Annotated in this window: 12 protein-coding genes; 8 read left to right on the top strand and 4 right to left on the bottom strand. The window is 50.7% G+C overall.

Annotated elements, in window-relative coordinates; translation table 11 throughout:
- Positions 1 to 518: 518 nt before the first annotated feature.
- The 4 genes from GA0061071_RS00175 (at position 519) to GA0061071_RS00160 (ending at position 13882) form a co-directional block, all read left to right on the top strand.
- Complete coding sequence (locus GA0061071_RS00175; protein WP_140418322.1) at positions 519 to 5999, top strand: hypothetical protein; 5481 nt, start codon at positions 519 to 521, stop codon at positions 5997 to 5999.
- 99 nt (positions 6000 to 6098) lie between these two features.
- The gene (locus GA0061071_RS00170; RefSeq protein ID WP_088237979.1) at positions 6099 to 12332 is read left to right on the top strand and encodes a hypothetical protein; all 6234 of its coding nucleotides are present in this window, start codon (positions 6099 to 6101) and stop codon (positions 12330 to 12332) included.
- A gap of 356 nt (positions 12333 to 12688) precedes the next feature.
- The gene (locus GA0061071_RS00165) at positions 12689 to 13387 is read left to right on the top strand and encodes a phosphohydrolase (RefSeq protein WP_061494272.1); all 699 of its coding nucleotides are present in this window, start codon (positions 12689 to 12691) and stop codon (positions 13385 to 13387) included.
- Between the two features lie 12 nt (positions 13388 to 13399).
- A complete protein-coding gene (locus GA0061071_RS00160; RefSeq protein WP_061494273.1) occupies positions 13400 to 13882 on the top strand; it encodes a very short patch repair endonuclease in 483 nt (160 codons plus the stop codon).
- A 28-nt stretch (positions 13883 to 13910) separates the two neighbouring features.
- On the opposite strand, the gene yedA is transcribed toward GA0061071_RS00160, so the two are convergent.
- Positions 13911 to 14822, bottom strand: a complete 912-nt coding sequence (gene yedA / locus GA0061071_RS00155) for a drug/metabolite exporter YedA (RefSeq protein WP_088237978.1) — start codon at positions 14820 to 14822, stop codon at positions 13911 to 13913.
- 197 nt (positions 14823 to 15019) lie between these two features.
- Between yedA and GA0061071_RS00150 the strand changes: the two genes are divergently transcribed.
- The 3 genes from GA0061071_RS00150 to dgcQ all read left to right on the top strand — a co-directional run bounded on the left by GA0061071_RS00150 (position 15020) and on the right by dgcQ (position 18012).
- Positions 15020 to 15931, top strand: coding sequence for a DUF808 domain-containing protein (locus GA0061071_RS00150; RefSeq protein ID WP_061494275.1), 912 nt, complete (start codon positions 15020 to 15022; stop codon positions 15929 to 15931).
- Positions 15932 to 16010: 79 nt separating this feature from the next.
- Entirely contained in the window at positions 16011 to 16193 is a 183-nt protein-coding gene (locus GA0061071_RS00145) for a YodC family protein (RefSeq protein ID WP_061494276.1), read from the top strand.
- Positions 16194 to 16302: 109 nt separating this feature from the next.
- Positions 16303 to 18012, top strand: coding sequence for a cellulose biosynthesis regulator diguanylate cyclase DgcQ (dgcQ, locus tag GA0061071_RS00140; protein ID WP_088238232.1), 1710 nt, complete (start codon positions 16303 to 16305; stop codon positions 18010 to 18012).
- Here dgcQ and GA0061071_RS00135 read toward each other — a convergent pair.
- A complete protein-coding gene (locus GA0061071_RS00135; RefSeq protein ID WP_088237977.1) occupies positions 17970 to 18806 on the bottom strand; it encodes a mannosyl-3-phosphoglycerate phosphatase-related protein in 837 nt (278 codons plus the stop codon). The two genes, dgcQ and GA0061071_RS00135, sit on opposite strands and share 43 nt — an antisense overlap.
- 308 nt (positions 18807 to 19114) lie before the next feature.
- Positions 19115 to 19345 (bottom strand): YodD family peroxide/acid resistance protein, encoded by a 231-nt coding sequence (yodD, locus tag GA0061071_RS00130; protein WP_061494278.1) that lies wholly within the window; start codon positions 19343 to 19345, stop codon positions 19115 to 19117.
- Between the two features lie 128 nt (positions 19346 to 19473).
- Here yodD and dsrB point away from each other — a divergent pair, with 128 nt between their 5' ends.
- Positions 19474 to 19662, top strand: a complete 189-nt coding sequence (dsrB, locus tag GA0061071_RS00125) for a protein DsrB (protein ID WP_061494279.1) — start codon at positions 19474 to 19476, stop codon at positions 19660 to 19662.
- Positions 19663 to 19707: 45 nt separating this feature from the next.
- Here the strand turns inward: dsrB and rcsA are convergent, their stop codons facing one another.
- Entirely contained in the window at positions 19708 to 20331 is a 624-nt protein-coding gene (gene rcsA, locus GA0061071_RS00120) for a transcriptional regulator RcsA (protein ID WP_061494280.1), read from the bottom strand.
- Positions 20332 to 20347 lie beyond the last annotated feature (16 nt).

Here is a 20347-nt window from a genome sequence, read left to right as displayed (position 1 = left end):
GTTGAAAGGTGAGCGAGGCAAGTTTCGTGGCAAGATGACCCGCCGCTGTTCCTGCTTCAACGCAGTGCATGCGGCACTGAAGGAGTGAAATGATGCCCAGGCATGCACCTCCCTATGAAAAAGTCAGAAGAGCGAAATATGCCCATCAGAAGAAGCGCGGTGAGCGGAGCCATAAACGTGGCAGAAGGGCGAGGGCGGAAGAGCCTGTAGGCATCCCCGGCTTTGATTCGGTGGAGGAGTGGATTCGCTATGAATTTGATGCACGGAACACCCGACTGGCACACGGGCCCGCAGAAGAGAGGCTGCCTCCCCTGCCTGTCTTCAGGGCGAGGAATCTGGCTGAGCGCGTTACGCTGATGTTGTATGCTCTTCATGTCTTCGGGATGGAATTTCAGCCAGCGGTAGGCAATTATGCGATGTTCCGGCGTGCATATGAAGACAAAAATGCGTACGAAAACAAACATACGTACGAATACGAACATACGCCCGAAGACAAAGATGTGCCCGAAAGCACTGCTGTGTCTGAGTTGACTCTGCCGTCCGGCGGTGAGCTGATTTTGCCGGAATACGCCGCTACCGGGCAGGCGTCCGGAGTCACCTCGGCCGGAGACCGTCCAAAGTATGACTATATTGCCCTGACGATGTTAGGAGGCGGCGCAGCGGCCGCACAGGCAGGGCCACAGGGCATTAGCGACCGTATTTCTGGTATTGCCCGTACGGGCGGTTTGCTAATGGCCGGAACCTCCGCCATGATGACGCGAAAAGGTGCAGGGATTGCGGCGGGCGCTTCGGCATTGCTGGGAAGTCTTGCGTATGCCGGGTATTTGCTGTTTGGTGAAAAGAACGGTGAGCAGAGCGGTAGCCCACTCAGTCTTGAGGAACTGGCTGAGCTGACCGGTGCCCTGACTGACGAAGAGCGTGCGCTGGTTGACGAGCTATCCCACCTGTACAACGCGCTGGTGAGCAAACCTGAAGAGGCTATCTATCCCTTTAATGCCAGCGAGATAGCCGAACTGGAGCAGATAGCCGAGGAACTGGACGCTGAATTCGAAGGCGCTGCCGTCACATCTGCGCCTCACGTCCGGGTGAAACGGTGGGGCATAGGTGGGTTGAGTGTGTATAACCCGCCAAAAAAAACGACCACCACCACAAAAGCGCCAGTCAGAGCAGAGCCTGCTACAACAACCACCACTACCACCACGACGACAACCACAACCACCACTCCGCCACCCGAGCCTACGACGGCCATGTCGGAAACCCGGCAGGCATACTGGGCGCGACGCTATGAAGAAGTGGCGGAAGATTCCCCGGAAAAATTCTTTTTCGATTTGCTCCGTACCGAGCCGGAAAAATCCCACTGGGATATTCTGGCGGCGCCGAGAGAGAGCTTTCCGTTGCAGGACACCTGGATAACCCGGATGGATAGACTGAAATTAGACAAATTTCCGCATGAATTCCGTAACAAAATTGAGGAGGCATCTCGCGATGCAGCCAAAGCTCCGGGGGTTAAAGCGGGCATCGCAAACCTGCCTGATGACTCATGGCTGCATCTGGGGAAATACTATTTGTTGTTCTACCAGAAGGTGATGTCGCTGTGGACGAATTTCATTCTTAACCTGGCAGTGGACGATGCTGAAAAAAGCGAGGTACTGGTAGGGCGGCTTCAGGAGTTGACGACAGATCTTAATCGCGAATTTCATGACAGGGTGATAAATACTACCGCATTGGATACGCTCTCCAACAGGGATAAGCAGCTTAGGAAACGGACTGAGCAATTACGTACATTCCACGCACATAAATCGTTGTCTGATACGTTGAAAAATGAAACGCTGGTATTCAGTCCAATTATCCCTACAACGGAAGTCTTTTGGGGACACTACAGTTTGTCCTATCTCGATAAAATCGACCTGGCAAAATTTACGCCGCGATTTCATCCCATCCTGCGGTCTTTCGTGGTTTCTCTTATTAACTTTATAAAGGGCAGGGGAAATACGTTCGATCTCGTTGGCTTTTATACCAATCTGGGTATCTTGACCCTGGAGCGACTGATAACGGCTCTGGAGGAGAAACAGGGAGAGGATGCCTACAACTATGCGGTGCTGGATGAGCAAGTGAGTCGCATTATTCGGGAGAATATTGCCGGGATTTGGAATATCCCAATGTTGAAGTCATATCTGGGCAGATACAACACTGCCAGGAGAGATATTAAGCCGCTACTGGATGCCTTGCTTGGGAAGCGCTTACCGGATAATACCGCAATGACAACCGACACTGCGTTGTCTGCCACGGCGGACAACACCACCACAACCGCCTCTACAGCAACGGCACTGGAAGCTGACAACAGCGTTGACTGGGAAAAAATCAGCAGGCAAATGGAAGCCATGCCGCCGTTACCGGAGCATTTCAGTCTCAGTGAACGTATGCTGGGCGAGCTTAAAGGAAAGCTGGATGATTTTTTAATGGACATGACCGGCTTTCTTGATGAGGGTATTTTAAACCCCGACAGTTATATTGATGCGTTTACCCGTGAATCGTTGCGTATTCATCAGCAGGACCAGAAGTGGTCGCCGGAAAGCCAAATCACCGTCAAGGAAATTATCTATCATCTGTCCGGCGGGCGGGCCGCAGAAATACACGAGACGATTCCCCATACCTATTCCCTTCGCGACATTGTGCGCGGGGTACCACGCAACGAACTTGGCACGGCCTATTCCGACAGCAATATTCTCTGGCCTGACGCTTTCAGCCAGCAGCTGCGCGACAGGCTGCTGAAAATAGATCTCTCTGTCGACCGGAAACTGAATACGGTGTTTGGCGAGGGCAAATCACGGGTCGAAAATGTTTACAGAGTGATGACCACACGGGCCGCGCTGGCCTATCTCAACAAGAAAAAAACGACACCCGGAGGAACCGGGGGAGAATACCATCAACACTATATTGATGCGGTAAAACAGTTCCTGGAGGGGAAAACGCAGGCCGAAACTGTGGAGTGGCACGGCAGCACGCTCACTAATCTGATGTTCATTCCGGTTCCGTCCTCTGGTGTGCTGGGTAATAAGAAAATCGGGGTGATGCTCTCACTCTGGGATACCGACTACTATGAGGTTCCCTGGCCGGGTCTGGGTGAGCAGCAAAAAAAAGAAGGGCCGGGCAGAAAAAATCCCCCGCTGCTCATCGTTGAAAACAGGTCTGACTTCAGGGCCTTTATCGAAAAATACCGGACAATCGGCACCGGGAAAGCCCTGAAGAATATTCCTGACAGATTCGATTTTTTGCCTTATCACCATGATGCGCCGGAACAACACACGGATATTAACTTTCAGACCAGCTATAGCCTTTATAATCCGCCGTTTACCACCACCTCCAGAAGCCGTAAGGCGCTGATTGACACGCTGATTGCGCGGCAGAAGAACGACCTTGCCGATCTGTATGATGAGCTGATTAATACACCCGCTGAACATTTGCGGGCGGTTGTTCACGAGCTGGTGAATACGTTAGCCGTGATGTCCGGGTTGCTGCTGATGGTGGGAGGGATTGTGATTGGCGGGCCGGCCTTGCCGTGGATTGCGGCCTCAATGGCGACCACACTGCTGCTGGAGGTGGTGCCAACTATCGTGCTCTATTCGCAGGCGGATGACGATGAAGAGCGCAAAGTGTATATGCGTTCCCTGTTAATGGCCGTGGCATTTGAGATGGGGGGCAATCTGGCGGGCGTAATGCTGGAACAGACGCTCCGGGGTGTTTCACGGCTTACACGTCTTGCCGTCACCGCGCTACCGGACACGCTGCCTGGCATGTATAAGCTGCTAAAAAATAAAATGCTGCAGGTGATCGAAAAAACGGGGGTACGACGTTTACGGTTACGAAAAGGCGTTACCACGTCGATAAGCCAGGAAGGGCTCGAGGATCTGGACAAGATGGTGAGGACGCTCAAAAAGCCCGCGCCGCCACCCGTGCCAAAAGATATTCCTGTTGAATCTGCGCCAGATGTGGTGCCGCCTGTCGAGTCTGAACCTGTTGCGGGTCCCTCCGGCCGACTCGCTCCTCCCGCCAGGGTTCAGGAGGAACAGGCTCTACAGGGAAGAATGATGGCGATGTCCGATGTTATTAGTGAAATGGATAAAATGCGTTTCGAATCGAATGTGCGCATTGTGACTGCCTGGAAAAAAGGCAGCACAACCCATGAAATTACGAACAGCTATTATATCCGCGGGCTGCGCAGGCAGGACCGGGTGGTGGTTCAGCTATTCTCTGACAAAGGTGATTTATCTTATATCTATTTTGATGAGGATGAGTGGCTACAAATCATGGCGAATAAGGCTCAGCAGTCAGATGACTGGTTGCTGGCATATTACGATCTGGACAGTACAGCGGACATATCCTGGGGGAGTAAAGGGCAGTTAAAACCGTTGACGCAGCTAAACAGTGAACTCCCCCTGGAAGATTACCCGCAGGAAGGGGTCCTGATCTACGCGTCACAGGCCTATAAAGACAGTGTGGCCAAACAGGGGGTGAGTTTCGAAGCGATACAGAAATTCCTCGATCAGTTACATCTTCATGAGCAAAGCCCGGCCGGAGAAAATAGCCTGTCGACTATTATCAAAAATGCAATTGAAGAAAGTGATGACTTACAGACTACATTACGGCGGGTCCCACAGTTAGACGACATACCGAAAGCATGGAAAACGTCCGACCCCGAAGATGCGCAACTGATGAAACGGATCCAGGAAATAAAAGATCTCGGCCCTGATATCACCCACTTCCGGCCTTTAATTAAGGACCTGCCTTTCAGACAGAATAATCCCCAACTGAGTGAGGCGCTTAAGTCATTTTATACAAAATCACTGCATACCGATCCGAACTTTAAAGTGATTTCGTCGGATTTCCCGCGATTGAAGGCGAATAACGGAGGCGGCAAAGTATCGATGGCGCAGTTAAACATTATCGAGCAGGCATTTAACCAGGTACATGACATCGCGGATAAAGTGCAGGCACTCCTTCTTGAAGCCAAAAATAATAATGCCTTGCATGAAAGGATTCTGGTGATACTGGCGAAATTCCTCAATACCGCCGACAGCAAAATTCTCGGCGAGGCTTATGAGCGGCTGAGTATTCTTGGAGAACGGCTCCAGACGTTTGCCCGCTATCATGTCGAGGAGACGAAACTCGGACGCGTTGTCCTCGTGAAGAAGGTCGATGCTTCAGAGCCGGTTGTTTTTGCGTATGTTTATCAAAAAGATCCCACCGCCCGTATCATGGTCGTGTTACCCGATATCTTCGAGGATAAAGCGGTTATCGACACGATTATTCACGAGATCTCCCATCAGGCGACCGGCACGGAGGATTTTGTCTATATCAGTGATATTCCCAAAAAATATACGCCGTTCCTTGCACATCACGTCTCATTCGGTACCTACCCGTTTGAGCCGGACAGCGCACATGTGCCGCTGGGGCGTGCCGGTCAGTCTTATGGCACCACCGGGGTTGAACGCCTTAAGCCGGTATCGGAGTACGATCGCGCCCTGGCACAGGCGCGGGTGAGATTTCTGCCGATGGAGAGGGCAAATGCGAAAATGGGTAACGCTGATTCGCAGGTGATCCTGTTTCTTGCGCTGTTTAATAATTTTGAGTTTGAGAAAGTACCTGTTGCCGGAACAGATACGTACCTCTGGCGTATTAAACCTGTTGAGGACGCAGTTGCACGGTCAAAACGCGATGTGCCGGATCAACGCGATATAACAGAGCCCGTCGATCTGCCGGAAGCGACGACTGCAACACCGGAAACCCCGGCGTTATCGCAGCAGGAAGCGCTGGTTGTACAGGAATATACGGAGCATCTCCTTAACGTGGCGCTTTTCCAGGCCAGTGAGTTTACGGTCGATGATATCCTTACCGAGGAGGAGATAAAAACACTTGGCCTTGTCATCAGTGAACTGGCCAGCACCACACAGGTCACTCCCACACAGGTCACCCCTTCCGACGACGTCACTAACCCGTAATCCATGCCCTGCTGCAGAAAACAGTCTGCGGCAGGAGCTCTTCTTCATCCCGTACACAGACCACTAGATCCACATGTAGTCGTCTGAAGGAGCGATGCGATGCCGACATACAAACCCTCTACAGACGAACAGCCAGCATCAACCGGCGCACGCAAAAAGAGCCGCAGCAGACGGCCTGGCAAAGGCGGGGGCGGCGATCCGGATGCGGCATGGCAACAGAGCGGAGCGAAGCTTCGCGCGGCCTGGGAAGCGCTTGAAGCCGATGCGGCAGGCGAGCCACGGCTGCAGACATTACGCGGGCGTAACCTGCAGGAGCGCATCACTGCAATGTTGTATGTGATGGATGCCAGCGGAGCCGGGCCAGCATCGGTGGCGCACTATCTTCCGCCTGCACCTGCTGTTCCCGGTGCGGAATCGGGTGTTTCGTTGCGGCAGGTAGAGGCAGAAGAATCGCCCGCCGCGCGCTCGGCGGGGAACCGTAACGCAGAGTCTATTGAGCTGCCATTGTGGGGCGCTGGGGCAACGGCTGCGTATACTGCGGCACAGGCGGCAGGTGGCCCGGGTCTGACGGAGCGTTTGGCAGAGGCGGGCCGGAGGATGGCGGCACAGGGCAGTACTATGATGCAGACCACCAGTGTGCTGATGGCAGCAGCAGCGGCGCAGGTGAACCCGCGGGCGGTGTCGCAGACGTTGGGGGCCACAGCGCTGCTTGGCGGACTGGCCTATGCCTGGTATTCGATGTTCGGGCGTCAGGAAGATGAAAGCACGGCGGCGTATGAACAACTGGCAGAAATGACCGGCTTGCTGACAGAGGATGAACGGGCGGTTCTGGACACTCTCTTCCATTCGATCCCTCCGAGCACATCCGAGCCTGTAAATAGCCTGCCGGAAGAGATTCTTCAACCTTACAGTAAGGCGGAAATGGATGAACTGATTGCGCTTGTCGCGGAACTTGAGGCTGACGATACCGCCGATAGTCCGACGGAGATGGCTACAATTCCTGTCACCGGTGAACCTCATGGTGTCAGGGTAAAACGATCGCAGCCAACTGTTCCTTCTGCTACCGTCGATACGACGGCGACCATGATAGCTGCAAATTCAACGGCAACCCAGTCTGCGTCCAGGCAGGCGTATTGGGCCAAACGCTATGAGGAGGCGAAAGAGGATAACAGTGAGAAAACACTGTTCGCTCTTCTTAAAGCCGGGCCGCAGCCTTCTGGTAAATATAGTCTGGCTGCGCCGCGGGAGAGTTTTCCGTTGAGAGATGCCTGGTATACGCGAATGGATCAACTAAATATTGATTCATTTGAGGATGTATATAGAGAAAAATTGCTACAGATATCGGTAGAAACGGCCAATGATATGGGCAACATACCTCCGTATGATTTGCCGACAACACATTGGCTGCATGTGGGATATTATTATAAACGATTCTATCGTAGCGTATTGCGTGAATGGGCGGAGGCGTTGGTGCGTCATGACATGCCTGTTGCCAGACAGTTAAAGGACGCAGCGACGCGAATTCAAGCTCTCACGGAAGCCTTGAAAAAGGATTGGGGAGAGAAAATGATCCTTGAGTCTGTATTAGACAAACTCAACAGCAAAATGAGACGCCTTGAAGGTATTCATACTCTTCATGATGAGACCAATGTTTCAAAAAGTAATGTCATAACCAGACGTTTAAAAGCGCCAGCCTGGAAATACAAAGTGGAAATCCCTGCAGGGGATAATTTCTGGGAAAAATACAGTCTGTCCTATCTACAGCATATCGATCTTTCCAGGTTCACCAGTGATTTTACCGACACCCTGAAGCAATTCGTTAAATCCAGTGCAGATTACCAGGAAACCACCGATAACAAGATTGATTTGGTGAAACTCTATACCGGAATGAGTATTCTCGCTGTTAAGCGTCTGCTGGAAGCTGTAGAAGTTGACGATGTGAAGAAGGCCTATAATTACGCAGTATTAGATGAGGAGTTGCGGGGGATCATCGACGAGAATATTTCCCGATTATGGGGTGGGACACAGCCAACAACGTATATTACGGAACACGATAAGGGCATCGCAGAAGTATTGCAGCAGTTGCCGAGAATGAGAGAACGGTTGAAACAAAAAGAGACCCAAGAGGTACAAACGACGACGGAAGGAGCCGTGACGGAGGAAAATAATAAAGAAACTAGCACCATGCCGACCCAAAAAATGTTTGTTGATGTTGACTGGAATAAGCTTCATCGAGATATCGAACAAGCTGAGTTACTGCCCGAAGAACGATTCAGTGCCCGGCAATATATCCTGGACAAGATGCAAGAAAAGATAGAGCAGACGTTCACAGATTTGACCGGTTTTCTTAATGAAAAAATTATTAGCCCCGGGGACTATATTGATTTTTTTATTAACGAATCACTGAGAAAATTTGGACTGGATAAAACATGGTCTCCGGACTCTGTTGCTTACGTCGAACCTTACCGCCGCCCATTTAGTGAGGAAAAACCTTCCACTTATCCACTTCCAAAAACGTATACCCTGCGTGAGCTTGTTATAGGAAAATTGCGCAAAGATACTTTAGATATGCATCAGGAGTATGAAGTACAGTGGCCACGCTCTTTTCCTGAGGAACTACAGCGGCACTTCGATCATGGGCTTGAAAAGAGCATTAAAACCAAACTGGAAGAAGTCTTTGTTTCAGATAGCCCTGCGGGAAGGCCGCGCGTGGAAAGGGTCTATCAGACTATGATCCGACAAGCCGCCCTGAATTATATCGAGCGGAAAAAGGCGGAACCAACGCTTTTGGGGGCTTATAGGGTGTACGTGGAGGCCGTGGAGAGTTTTCTGGAGGGGAAGACTGAGGCGGAAATTGTGCAGTGGCATGGGAGCGATCTCTCGGGCATGTTTTTTATTCCGCTAAGTACAGACGTTGTGGGTGAGAATAAAATGGGGGTCTTACTGTCGCTCTGGGGCAACGATTATTATGAAGTGCCGTGGCCTGGGTTTTCAGTTCAACAACGCGAGAAATATCCGAAGGACCGGACAAGTATTCCTCCGGCGTTCCCTGAAACCAACCCGCGGCTACGGAAATTTATTGAGAAACACCGGACTATTCGAACTGGCAACGCTCTGGCAAAAATAGAGCATCCATTTGAATACAGGCGGGTCGATGTTGATACCACCAATGAGTTAGCGCCAGGTTCAGGGGAAATTTATACTCTCTATCATCCTCCATTTACTACCTATAATCCAGGTGATATCGAGGATTTAGTGAGTTACCTGGTCAGTATGCAACATATGGACATGGTCAAACTTTACGATGAGTTGATTGTGTCGTCAGGTGAGTTTCAGCGGGCCAAAATATATGAACTGGTTAACACACTTTCCATTATGGTTGGGATAACGATGATATTTGGCGGCATCGTTATTGGTGGGCCTGCTTGGGCATGGTTGTTGGCCTCGCTGACGGCGACGTTGCTGGTGGATGTAGTGCCGAATGCCGTGCTCTATTCACAGGCGGATGATGAGGAAGAACGCGCGCGATATCTGTATTCAATCATCATGGCCGTTGCATTTGAATTGGGTGGCAACGCGGTGTCCGCCGCGGCGGGGCCATTGCTGAAAGCCGCCGCCAATCGAGCTGCCAGGTTGGGGACGACGGCAATACGGACTACGCTGCCGAAAATGTATAGGCATATTATCGATAAATTAAAATTAACCGGAAATCCCTTAAAAGTTGAATTGCTCAGGAAGGTAGGCAAAAAAAATAATTTTGTGAACAAACAAACCGATGACGATCTTCGCCGAATCCTCACGAAACCCGATGTGCAGGACGATGAGGTGGATGCGGTAGGTGCCCTTGATATTGTGCAGAGCCGTCCCCGCGTAGAAAAATGGAATAAAGAATTAGTGGAAACCGCTAATGAGTTACGTCAACACGGATTTGATACTTGGTTTCGCGTTATTTCTCGCTGGAAAAAGGTTGCAGAGAACAAGGTCGAAAATACCTATGTGATTGTGGCAAAAAGAGGGGAAGATACGGCAATCGTGTCGCTGATGCGGGAGAAAGGTAAATCGGCCTTCCTCTATTCAACAGAGGATCAATGGCTGCGTCAGCTGAGTGATAGTGCTATTGCCGAAAGCGAGGTTGTGAAATATCTTGATTATACTGATTTTAATATTCTGAAGCATGAACACATTGCGTTAGCTGATTATTCTGGAGAATTGCCAGCGCATAGCTATATTGATGATGCGTTGATTGTTTCGCCACCTCAGGAATACAAAAATATTATTAAATCGCAAACAGGTATTAGCTATGATGTTATTCAGGACACATACTGGAAACTTAAAGTAAAAGGAACAGAAAGGCCTAAAAAAACCTCTGCCAGTACGGCTGAGCATGCAAAACCGCCGTCTGATAATGCAACCGGAAACGGGGGGGGGAAATTACCTCCGGTTACCCAAACTGAAACCATAAGAAATATAAAACCATCAGCAGAAATTGCATCTGATATGACAGTGGATTTCAATGCGGAAGAACTACTTGGTAAATTAAAGAATAATAGAGATATTGAAAACGCAATCAATAGTCCGGGAGGTAAATGCGATACTATCCTGTATCCTATTGCAAACATTATTAAAGCAGAAGGGTTTTCAAATATTCGTTACCGCGGCATGTATATGTGGATAAACGCGATGTCAATGCCAAGTAACCATTTTGTAGTGATTGCTGAAAAAAATGGCATCGATTACGCTATTGATTTAACTGCCAGACAATTTGGCGAGAGCATGAACGGTTTTTCTGGTCCGATTATATCACGCGAAGCAGATTGGGCAGTTAAATATAATATTGGTTCTGAACGAAGGCTGATTAAATACAAGGACTTTGACCAACCAGGAAGTGCTATTAATAACTTTCAGTCACTGCCGGTACCCCCAGATAGTTTTATTGAGAATGGTGTGATACTGAAAATGCCACGATGGTATATTACCTTAAAAGACGCACGGGTTGAGGAAATACGAAAAACTTACCGAATGCAAGAGCCGTTATCTGATCGCATTTTGTCGGAGGCCGATTTGAGTGCAGGAAGTTCGACCTGGAAAAACTTTGACTTACTTCCTTCACCTCAAATTGTTCGTGGCGAAGGGGGAGGGAAAGCTTTTCGAATTGCCAGTCAGGCTGCAGAGCTTAAAGCCCTCGGTCCGGATATTACAGAGTTTTATCCCATCTCTAAAAATCTTGGTATGAAAAATTTGGATGAAGCGACGAGGACGAAATTGATTGAGCGATTTAAACAATTACCAGGCAAAAACTCAGTTTATGAACAGGCGGGTGAGGATATGTGGCAGATGGCTTTTCGTGCGAAAATTCCTGCTGAAAAGGCTGCTGCGGCCAATGTGAAAGAGAGCTTTGCCAGGGCATACCATGCGACTGAAAAAGTCCTGGCTATTGTGAACGAGGCGAAGAAGAATCCGGAGGTTCGACAACATTACATTAGCATCATGGCCCGTTTTTTAAATGAAAAAGATCCACGGATTCTGACCGAAGCGTATAACCGCTTCGCTGTTATTGCCGAGGAGACGTTTGAGGCGGCTCGCTTCCATGTGCACGAACAACTCTTTGCCCGGGTGATCCCTTTGCGAATTAAAGAGGGTAAAAAAGCAGCTGCTTTGGACCAGGCTTTTGTCTATCCATATGATCCGGCCGGAAGGATATTCGTTGTTCTGGAGAATTATTCGAAATCATACGGCGGCCAAACGGCCCTGCATGAGCTGACTCATCTGTCCGTGGGAAGCCTTGACTTCCAGTATATGGGAAGTGGCGAGGGGCTGGGGCGGCTGGCTGACATGAAACAGGCGCATTCTATGTTTGGATCCGGGCTTTACAGTGAAGAGGGGTTGCAGTTTGGCATTGGCAAACTGCAGTTCGCCGCCAGCGAAATTCAGGCGACTAAAATGCGTGCGCTTACCGATCAGGAAAGGATACTTGCCCAGGCGCGACTGACAAGACATCGCATGCTCAGCGCGAACGCAAAGCTGAATAATGCCGATCATATTGTTATATTTTATAATGCGCTTTTGAATGCATTTACTATTACTCCGATTCCGCCTACCGGGAAGGAGGTTGGCGCATTCAAAGTGAAAGTTAAGCCGCACGTGATGAAACGTTCTGTGCCTGTAGAGGATGAAAACACTGCAGCCGCATCAGATATTGACAGAGCGATTAAAAGAGAAAGAGAGGAAAGCGCATTATCCGCATTTATTCTTCAGGGAGGGATGCTTGCGAAAGAGGATCGTTTGACGGATCTCGAACTTGATGAATATGATATCGATTGGGATATGCCCTGAAATAATAACATCGTACTAATAAATGTATACAGGGTTATTTATCTTGTTGTTTGTATTTGTTGTTTTTAATGAAAATAAAAATATCCTGACAGATAATGCCAGGATAGCTTGTCAAATAGTGACAATAATTAAAACTCAGAGAGGTTATTAATAAGACGAGAGCATCATGGCACAATTAAACTGATAAATAAATAGCTGTCGGGGGAATGTGCTTATTATTTTATTATTCATATTGACATGAAGTATATTTTGCTTGTAACTATAAAGCAATTTCATATCCGAAAGTCATTTTCGTGCGATAATTGCTCGTTATAATCCGTACGATGCTATTGTTATCGTTTTAACCAGGAGCAACAATGACTATCAATGACTGGCAGCACCGGTTTGACGTATGGATCCGCCACCACTTTAATCATGCAGATGCTGCGCACGACGTCTCGCATTTTCGCCGCGTATGGAAAACGGCGCAAACCCTGATGCAGGGGCAACAGGTGGATGCGCTGGTGATCCTGACCGCCTGCTACTTCCACGACATTGTCAGTCTGCCGAAGAACCACCCGCAGCGGCACTTATCTTCAGTGATGGCGGCGCAGAAAACCGCTGATGTGCTGGGCAAGGATTTTCCTGATTACCCACAAAATGCAATACCCGCGGTATGCCACGCCATTGAAGCGCACAGTTTCAGTGCCGGGATTGCGGCGCAGACACTGGAGGCGAAAATTGTGCAAGATGCCGACAGACTGGAATCATTAGGTGCTATTGGGCTGGCACGGGTGTTTGCCGTTTCTGGCTCGTTGGGCGTTGCACTGTTCGATGGCGACGATCCTTTCGCGGCGCAGCGGGAACTGGATGACCGCGCGTATGCCCTCGATCACTTTCGTTGCAAACTGCTGAAGCTTCCCGCCACGATGCAAACGGAAAAGGGGCGTGAACTGGCCCGCAGTAACGCCGATTTTCTGGTGCATTACATGGCCAAGTTGAGCGCCGAATTACAGGGCGATTTTCAGCACATTGACGATGATGTGTTGCGTCGCTTTGGTTCTTACGCCCTGTAGCGGAGTAAAAGAATGGCGGATGTGCACGACAAAGCGACCCGTAGCAAGAACATGCGCGCAATCGCTACACGGGATACAGCCATCGAAAAGCGACTTGCAGGTTGCCTGCAATCACTGGGACTGGATTTTCGTGTACAGGATGCCGCTTTACCGGGGCGCCCTGATTTCGTGCTGGATAACTACCGTTGCGTGATTTTTACTCACGGCTGCTTCTGGCATCGCCACCGGTGCCATCTGTTTAAAGTTCCGGCGACGCGCACCGATTTCTGGCTAGAGAAGATAGGCAAAAACGTGGCGCGCGATAAACGCGACTGTGGTTTGCTGCGTGAGCAGGGATGGCGGGTGTTAATTGTCTGGGAATGTGCGCTGCGCGGAAAATTGAAGTTGAGCGACCCGGCGCTGAGCGAGCGCCTGGAAGAGTGGGTCTGCGAAGGCGGTGCGTTCGCGCAGATTGATACGCAAGGGATCCATGCCGTCGTGGATATCGGTGAATAGCTGCCCTTTGAAGGCAGCTATTTCCCTATTACTTTTCCGCTTCACACGGGGTGACGACAGGGCGTTGCGGCAGCAAATATTTGCCCAGCGTGACCAGCACCACTGCCATAATAATAATTCCCAGTGCCAGCCACTCGATGGGCGAGAGGTGTTCGCCACCAAAGCCGGTGCCCAGCAGCACGGCGACCACCGGATTGACGTAAGCATAGCTGGTCGCCACGGCCGGAGAGACATTACGAATCAGGTACATATAGGCGTTAATCGCGATGATTGAACCGAACAGCGCCAGATACCCTACCGCCATAAAGCCCTGCAGCGAAGGCATCCGGGTCAGTTGCTCACCGGTTAGCGCCGAGGCCACCAGCAGCACGATGCCTGCCGCCAGCATTTCGATAGCGCCAGCCATCATCCCGACGGGGAGTGCGATTCGGGAGCCATAAACCGATCCAAAGGCCCAACTCATCGACCCCACCAGAATCATCAATGCCCCCCACGGATTGCCGCTTAAGTTTCCGCCGCTGTTGAGCAAAATAATCCCCGCCAGACCAATGGCGATACCAAACCACTCAAGTTTTCGCGTAGTAATGCCGAAAAAGTGACTAAAGCACAAGGTAAATAGCGGCACGGTGGCGACCACAACCGCCGCGATACCGGAAGGCACATTTTGATGTTCGGCGACGGTGACGAATCCGTTGCCGACGGCCAGCAGCAGCACGCCAAGTAATGCGGCATTCAGCATCAGGCGCAGAGGGGGCAGTTTATGCCCACTCAATAACAAACAGGCTGTCAGGACGACGCCAGCAGAGAAGAAACGGACGCCAGCCATCATCAATGGCGGCCAGCTTTCAACGCCAACGCGGATAACAAAGTATGTGGAACCCCAAATAATGTAGAGCGCAAAAAGCGCGCCAATCAGCGGTAAAACATGCCTGAAACGCATAACCCACCCAGGAAAAAATAAGAGGCTTATAGTTAACGTCAAAACTATCGTGCTGGCGAGTGGTTAATTGCGAAGAAAGTGTTAAATTTTTGTTGACACCTGCAGGGCGTTTCCGCGTATCGTTTTTTACCGCATACTGAGGGAACGCGACAGTACCTGCGCGCTTTTGTGCAACATAATCAATAAGGAAGGATATTTTGGCAGGAAGTAGTTTATTGACCTTACTCGACGACATTGCCACATTGCTGGATGACATTTCGGTGATGGGAAAACTGGCAGCGAAAAAGACCGCTGGTGTGCTCGGCGACGATCTGTCACTCAATGCGCAACAAGTCGCTGGGGTGCGTGCGAACCGTGAGTTGCCGGTGGTGTGGAGCGTGGCGAGAGGGTCACTGCTGAACAAGGTAATTCTGGTGCCGCTGGCGCTGTTGATCAGCGCAGTGATCCCGTGGGCCATCACGCCGCTGCTGATGCTGGGGGGCGCATTTCTCTGTTTTGAGGGTGTGGAAAAAGTGCTGCATACCTTTGAGGCGAGGAAACATAAAGAGAGTCCTGAAGCGCGCCAACAGCGGTTGGAAGCCCTGGCGGCGCAGGATCCGCAACAGTTTGAGAAAGACAAAATCAAAGGTGCCGTGCGCACGGACTTTATTCTGTCGGCGGAAATTGTCGCGATTACGTTGGGCATTGTTGCAGACGCGCCCTTGCTCAACCAGGTACTGATCCTGTCGGGCATCGCCGTGCTGGTAACGGTGGGCGTTTATGGCCTGGTAGGCATCATCGTCAAGCTCGACGATATGGGCTACTGGCTGGTGGAGAAAAAGGGCGTACTGGCGCAGGGCGTGGGGAAAGGATTGCTGTTTGCTGCGCCCTGGCTGATGAAAATGTTGTCGGTGGTTGGCACGCTGGCCATGTTCCTGGTCGGCGGCGGCATTGTGGTGCACGGTATTGCGCCGTTGCACCATGCCGTTGAACATTTCGCCGCCGGGCAGAATGCTGTATTGCAGGCGCTTACGCCGGTACTGGCGAACCTCGTGCTGGGCTTTGTGATTGGCGCGCTGGTCGTTGCCGTCATGAAAGGGATAACGCGTTTGCGGGGTGCTGCTGAATAAAATCTTACGGCCGGCATTATGCAAAATAAACAAACTTCGTCTAAGGTGAAAAAGTTTCGCCCTGATACAGGAGGCAGTAATGGTCTTTTTGGTCAGTGATGAAGTGATACCCAAAAATGGTGGTCCGCGCATGATCGTCACCGGCTATGCCAGCGGTATGGTGGAGTGTCGGTGGTATGACGGCTACGGCGTCAAACGGGAAGCCTTTCGTGAAGATGAGCTGATGCCTGGCGACAGGCAAAGGATTCACGAGGAGGTGTAATCCCTGTAAACGCCCGGCAATGCCGGGCGTTTTTATTGCCCGCAGACCGGGTGAGGACGTGAGTTGCGGGACTAAAGCACAGCGAAACAGCGCATATCAGGGCTCCTGTATGCGGCAGGAAAATGTCGTGAAAGAAAAAAGGCGGCTTGGAAACCTAAAGAAGTATTTCTACCCGGCGCGGGTGGTTAACCTGTGCTTTGTCATCGTGGTGGTGTGTTCCACCATTCTCACCTGGCGTGAAGTTATCGTCCTGGAAGGCGCGTATGTCGCCAGCCAGCGCAGTATGCTGGAAAATGTCAGCAACGCGCTGGACAGGCATATGCAGGTCGGTGTGGATCGCTTGCTCTTTTTTCGCAATGGCATGCAGTCCGCACTACAGACGCCGCTCACATTAGACGTTATGCGCAATGTGCAAAATGGGTTTGAGCAGCAACGACGGCTACCCCAGTGGGATATCAAACTGGATAACCGCCGGACGTTGCCGCTGTATGGTGTTTCCGAGTTTTTTGTCGATCAGAGCGAACTGCTCAACCGTGACCACCCACTGCTGCATAATGAGCTGACGGCCGCCATGGAACTGGGTTATCTGTTCCGTCTCTCCGCCAATGGAGGGATGCTGCCGCGCCGTGCTTATTATGTCTCCCGCGCTGGCTTTTTTGTCGCTACGTATCCGTTGGAAAATAACCAGCAAATTATCCCGACTTATTATCACTTACTGATGCGGCCCTGGTTTACCGGTCAGAGTGAACATGAAAATCGCTCCCGCACGGTACGCTGGTTCACCGATCAGGCCGATGGCGGGAAAAGTGATAAGGGATTTGTTATCGCCAGCGTCCCTCTGGACTACGAGGATTACTGGTTCGGTGTGCTGGCGATGAGTTTCCCTGTGGAAGCAATTGCGCAACAGTTGAAAGATGCGCAGGAAGGGCAAAATAAGGGGGAATACCAGCTTTATAACAGCCAGTTTCAGCTATTAACCCTCGCACCGGGCGTCAGCCACACAGAACCGGTATTCAATGCGGAACAACATGCCCGACTGGCACAGGGAATGGCGCAAGACACCCGCGGTGGACTGCGTTTCGGGACACGTTATGTTAGCTGGCAAAAACTGCGGCACTTTGATGGCTTCATGCTGCGCATTCAAACCCTGCGCGAGGGTTTGCAAGGGGATTTTGGCAGCATTAGCGTTGCGCTGGCGCTGTTGTGGGTGCTCTTTACCGCCATGCTGCTGTTTGCCTGGGCGGTGATCCGCCGGATGGTCAATAACATGTACAGCATGCAAAATACCCTGCAATGGCAGGCCTGGTATGACCCGCTTACCCGCCTGTGTAATCGCGGTGCACTGTTTGAGCGGGCGAAAATCTTAACGGAAGAAGCGCGTGTGTCACAGCAACCTTTTGCCGTCATTCAGATCGATCTCGACCATTTTAAAAACGTTAACGACCGCTATGGCCATCAGGCGGGCGATTTGGTGCTGTCACATGCAGCGGGACTGATTAGCAGCACGATAAGCAGTGAGGATGTGGCCGGGCGCGTAGGGGGAGAGGAGTTCTGTGTTTTACTGCCGGGCAGTACACTTGAACAAGCCGTTCGCGTGGCCGAACGTATCCGTGCGCGCATTCGTGGTAAGGAGATACTGGTCCACAAGCATACGACCATTCGCATCAGCGCTTCGCTCGGTGTCAGCGGCGCACTGGAGAGTGGCAGTTATGATTTTGAAACCTTGCAATCCATTGCTGACAGCCGGTTATACCGGGCGAAAAACAGCGGGCGTAATCAGGTTTGCTCGGAAGATGCTGCGCCAAAGCCAAAGAAGTGATCCAGACCTTCACGCCAGCCAGCGGCTCCTTCGGATTGCGAATGATACACTCGGTCTGGCGTATCGTTACGCAGTCGAACGCCCTGGCGGTTCAGGCCTTTCACGACGATCGCGTGATCGACGCTGTCCAGCAACGGGGCATCGTTAGGACCATCGCCCAGCCCAATCGTGAAGGGGCGTTTTCCGGTGTAATGGCGGTATTGACGGGTTAACCAGTTAACCGCCTGATCTTTACCGCCGCGCTCATCAAGCACATGCCAGAAACGCGCGCCCTGGACAAAACATAACCCCAGCCCCGCGAGGGCGGTGTCAAACGCTGCCATGTGTTCATCGCTGTCCCGCCAGATTAACGTTTCCGATGCTTCCTGCAGGCGCGCGAGGCTGGCCTGCGCCGGAGGCAAGCCGGTAATTTCCGCCAGTACGCGCTCGTCGAGCTCATCAAAAGTGGTAAATTTCCAGCCCTGTTTTTGTCGTAGCTGATTTAATACTCTGGCGATTTCTTCATGGGGCGAGCCGGTGATAATCCGCGGGAAGCTGTCATGATCCTGCCAGCGTTCATCAAGCTGGATCACCGCGCCATTTTCGGCGATAAACGGTAGCCCCTGAAGTCCGAGTGTTTTTTGCAGGTCGATCATTTCGGCGGCGGTTTTACTGCTGCATAAAATAACCGGGATATGGTGCAGGCGAAGTCGCTCAAGCCACCCGGCAGCAGCGTGCCAGTCACCGGTATGGCTATCGCACAGGGTGCCATCGACATCGGTAAAAACCAGCAGTGGTGAGTCCAGACCCGGCATATTTCGCTCCTTTCGTTTTTCAAAAGACGGGGGAGTTAAGCATCTTCTTGCCTGGCGCAGGCCATTCGCACATTCAGCGCGATTTTTTTGTCATTTTGTCCTCTGCACTGAACGTCCTCGGCGGTAGCGCTTTGTATCCAATAGAATACACTTGTTTATCTAATTATTTGTTTTATCGATAGTTCTTGTCTTAATGGGTGTTTGTCGTTAGAGTTTCACTTACATCAGATTCCCTGGTGTACGAATTTTTAAGTGCTTCTTGCGCAAGCAAGTTTTCTCCCGGTTGCTGCTGCAACCGGGAGTTTTCTTTAGCGGTTCACCTCGGTGATGCTGAAGTCATGCACATCCAGTTCGAACGCTTCCGCCAGTTCCCGCCAGGTATGGTATTCCCTGCCATCCACGCTCACGCGCTGACCATCCTCGTCGTTAATCCGATGGATTTCACTTTCGCTAATTTCGTTAATTGCCGCCAGCAGGGCGTCTACGTCAACGTTGACGTCGCGTTTGGCGGTTTCGCTGTACTCTTTCACCGTTTTCATGCCGTCACCTCTTTCGCAGTCCCACGGCTAAGTATAGACGGTAGAAAAAATCGCCAGCTAAACGTCGGGGGCGCTGCCAGCCCGAGGCTTTTGTTCTACACTGGCGTAAATGCAACAGGAGGGTAAATATGAAGGTTAACGATCGGGTTACGGTCAAAACGGACGGAGGTCCACGCCGTCCGGGGGTGGTATTGGCTGTTGAAGCGTTCAATGAAGGTACAATGTACCTGGTGTCACTGGAAGATTACCCGCTCGGAATCTGGTTCTTTAATGAAAAAGATCACCCAGACGGGGTTTTCGTCGAAAAGGCAGATTAATTTCTTCGCCCTCCTGCGAGGGAGGGTGAATACATACCCATTGTATCAACGCATATTAACAAATATACCCGACGTGACATTGTCTGTCAGACGCACAACATGATAAATCACTTGTTTATTATGCGTTTTAATCTTTCTTTTTATATTCCCCTTATGTGATGACACCGTCTTGGCTTTAATATTCATTTGATCGGAAATTTGAATCGTATCCTGTCCTGACATCCACATTTTTAACATGCTGGACTCAGTCCGGCTCAATGAAAGCGTGGGTAAATTAATGGTGCCAACGCTTTTTTTCTCTTTGTTGAGATAGTCCCCCAGAATATTATCCAGCGACTCAGGCTTGATTGATTTAGAGCTAATCAATAAATTTTTACGTACCAATAGATATTCATCAAAGTGGATGTTGGCAATTGCCATAAATACGATAAACAGTGTACGGGGATGCTGATTAATGACTTGCTTAATGTGTTGACTGCTGCTTGGGTCATGGATAAAGCAGTCCTCATTAATAAACACCACGGATGGCTGGAATGTGGCGCAAGCTGATTCGAGTTCATCAACGGTTTTTATATCGTTGATATCTCGTTTTTTAACCCCCCGACTTGTCAGATACCCTGTTAATCCCAACCGGGTATAACTGCATAAATCCATAATAATCGTTGACATGGCATACCCTCACTCA

Source organism: Kosakonia oryzendophytica, from assembly GCF_900094925.1.
Lineage (GTDB): Bacteria > Pseudomonadota > Gammaproteobacteria > Enterobacterales > Enterobacteriaceae > Kosakonia > Kosakonia oryzendophytica.
The sequence above is the reverse complement of the archived record's forward strand: the minus strand, read 5'-3'. Positions and strand labels throughout refer to the sequence as shown.

Excerpts from the sequence above, each read along its gene's own strand:
- GA0061071_RS00145 (WP_061494276.1), top strand. The coding sequence starts at position 16,011 with ATGGTCTTTTTGGTCAGTGATGAAGTGATACCCAAAAATGGTGGTCCG.
- yodD (WP_061494278.1), bottom strand. The coding sequence starts at position 19,345 with ATGAAAACGGTGAAAGAGTACAGCGAAACCGCCAAACGCGACGTCAAC.
- GA0061071_RS00160 (WP_061494273.1), top strand. The coding sequence starts at position 13,400 with ATGGCGGATGTGCACGACAAAGCGACCCGTAGCAAGAACATGCGCGCA.
- GA0061071_RS00165 (WP_061494272.1), top strand. The coding sequence starts at position 12,689 with ATGACTATCAATGACTGGCAGCACCGGTTTGACGTATGGATCCGCCAC.
- GA0061071_RS00135 (WP_088237977.1), bottom strand. The coding sequence starts at position 18,806 with ATGCCGGGTCTGGACTCACCACTGCTGGTTTTTACCGATGTCGATGGC.
- dgcQ (WP_088238232.1), top strand. The coding sequence starts at position 16,303 with ATGCGGCAGGAAAATGTCGTGAAAGAAAAAAGGCGGCTTGGAAACCTA.
- yedA (WP_088237978.1), bottom strand. The coding sequence starts at position 14,822 with ATGCGTTTCAGGCATGTTTTACCGCTGATTGGCGCGCTTTTTGCGCTC.
- GA0061071_RS00170 (WP_088237979.1), top strand. The coding sequence starts at position 6,099 with ATGCCGACATACAAACCCTCTACAGACGAACAGCCAGCATCAACCGGC.
- dsrB (WP_061494279.1), top strand. The coding sequence starts at position 19,474 with ATGAAGGTTAACGATCGGGTTACGGTCAAAACGGACGGAGGTCCACGC.
- rcsA (WP_061494280.1), bottom strand. The coding sequence starts at position 20,331 with ATGTCAACGATTATTATGGATTTATGCAGTTATACCCGGTTGGGATTA.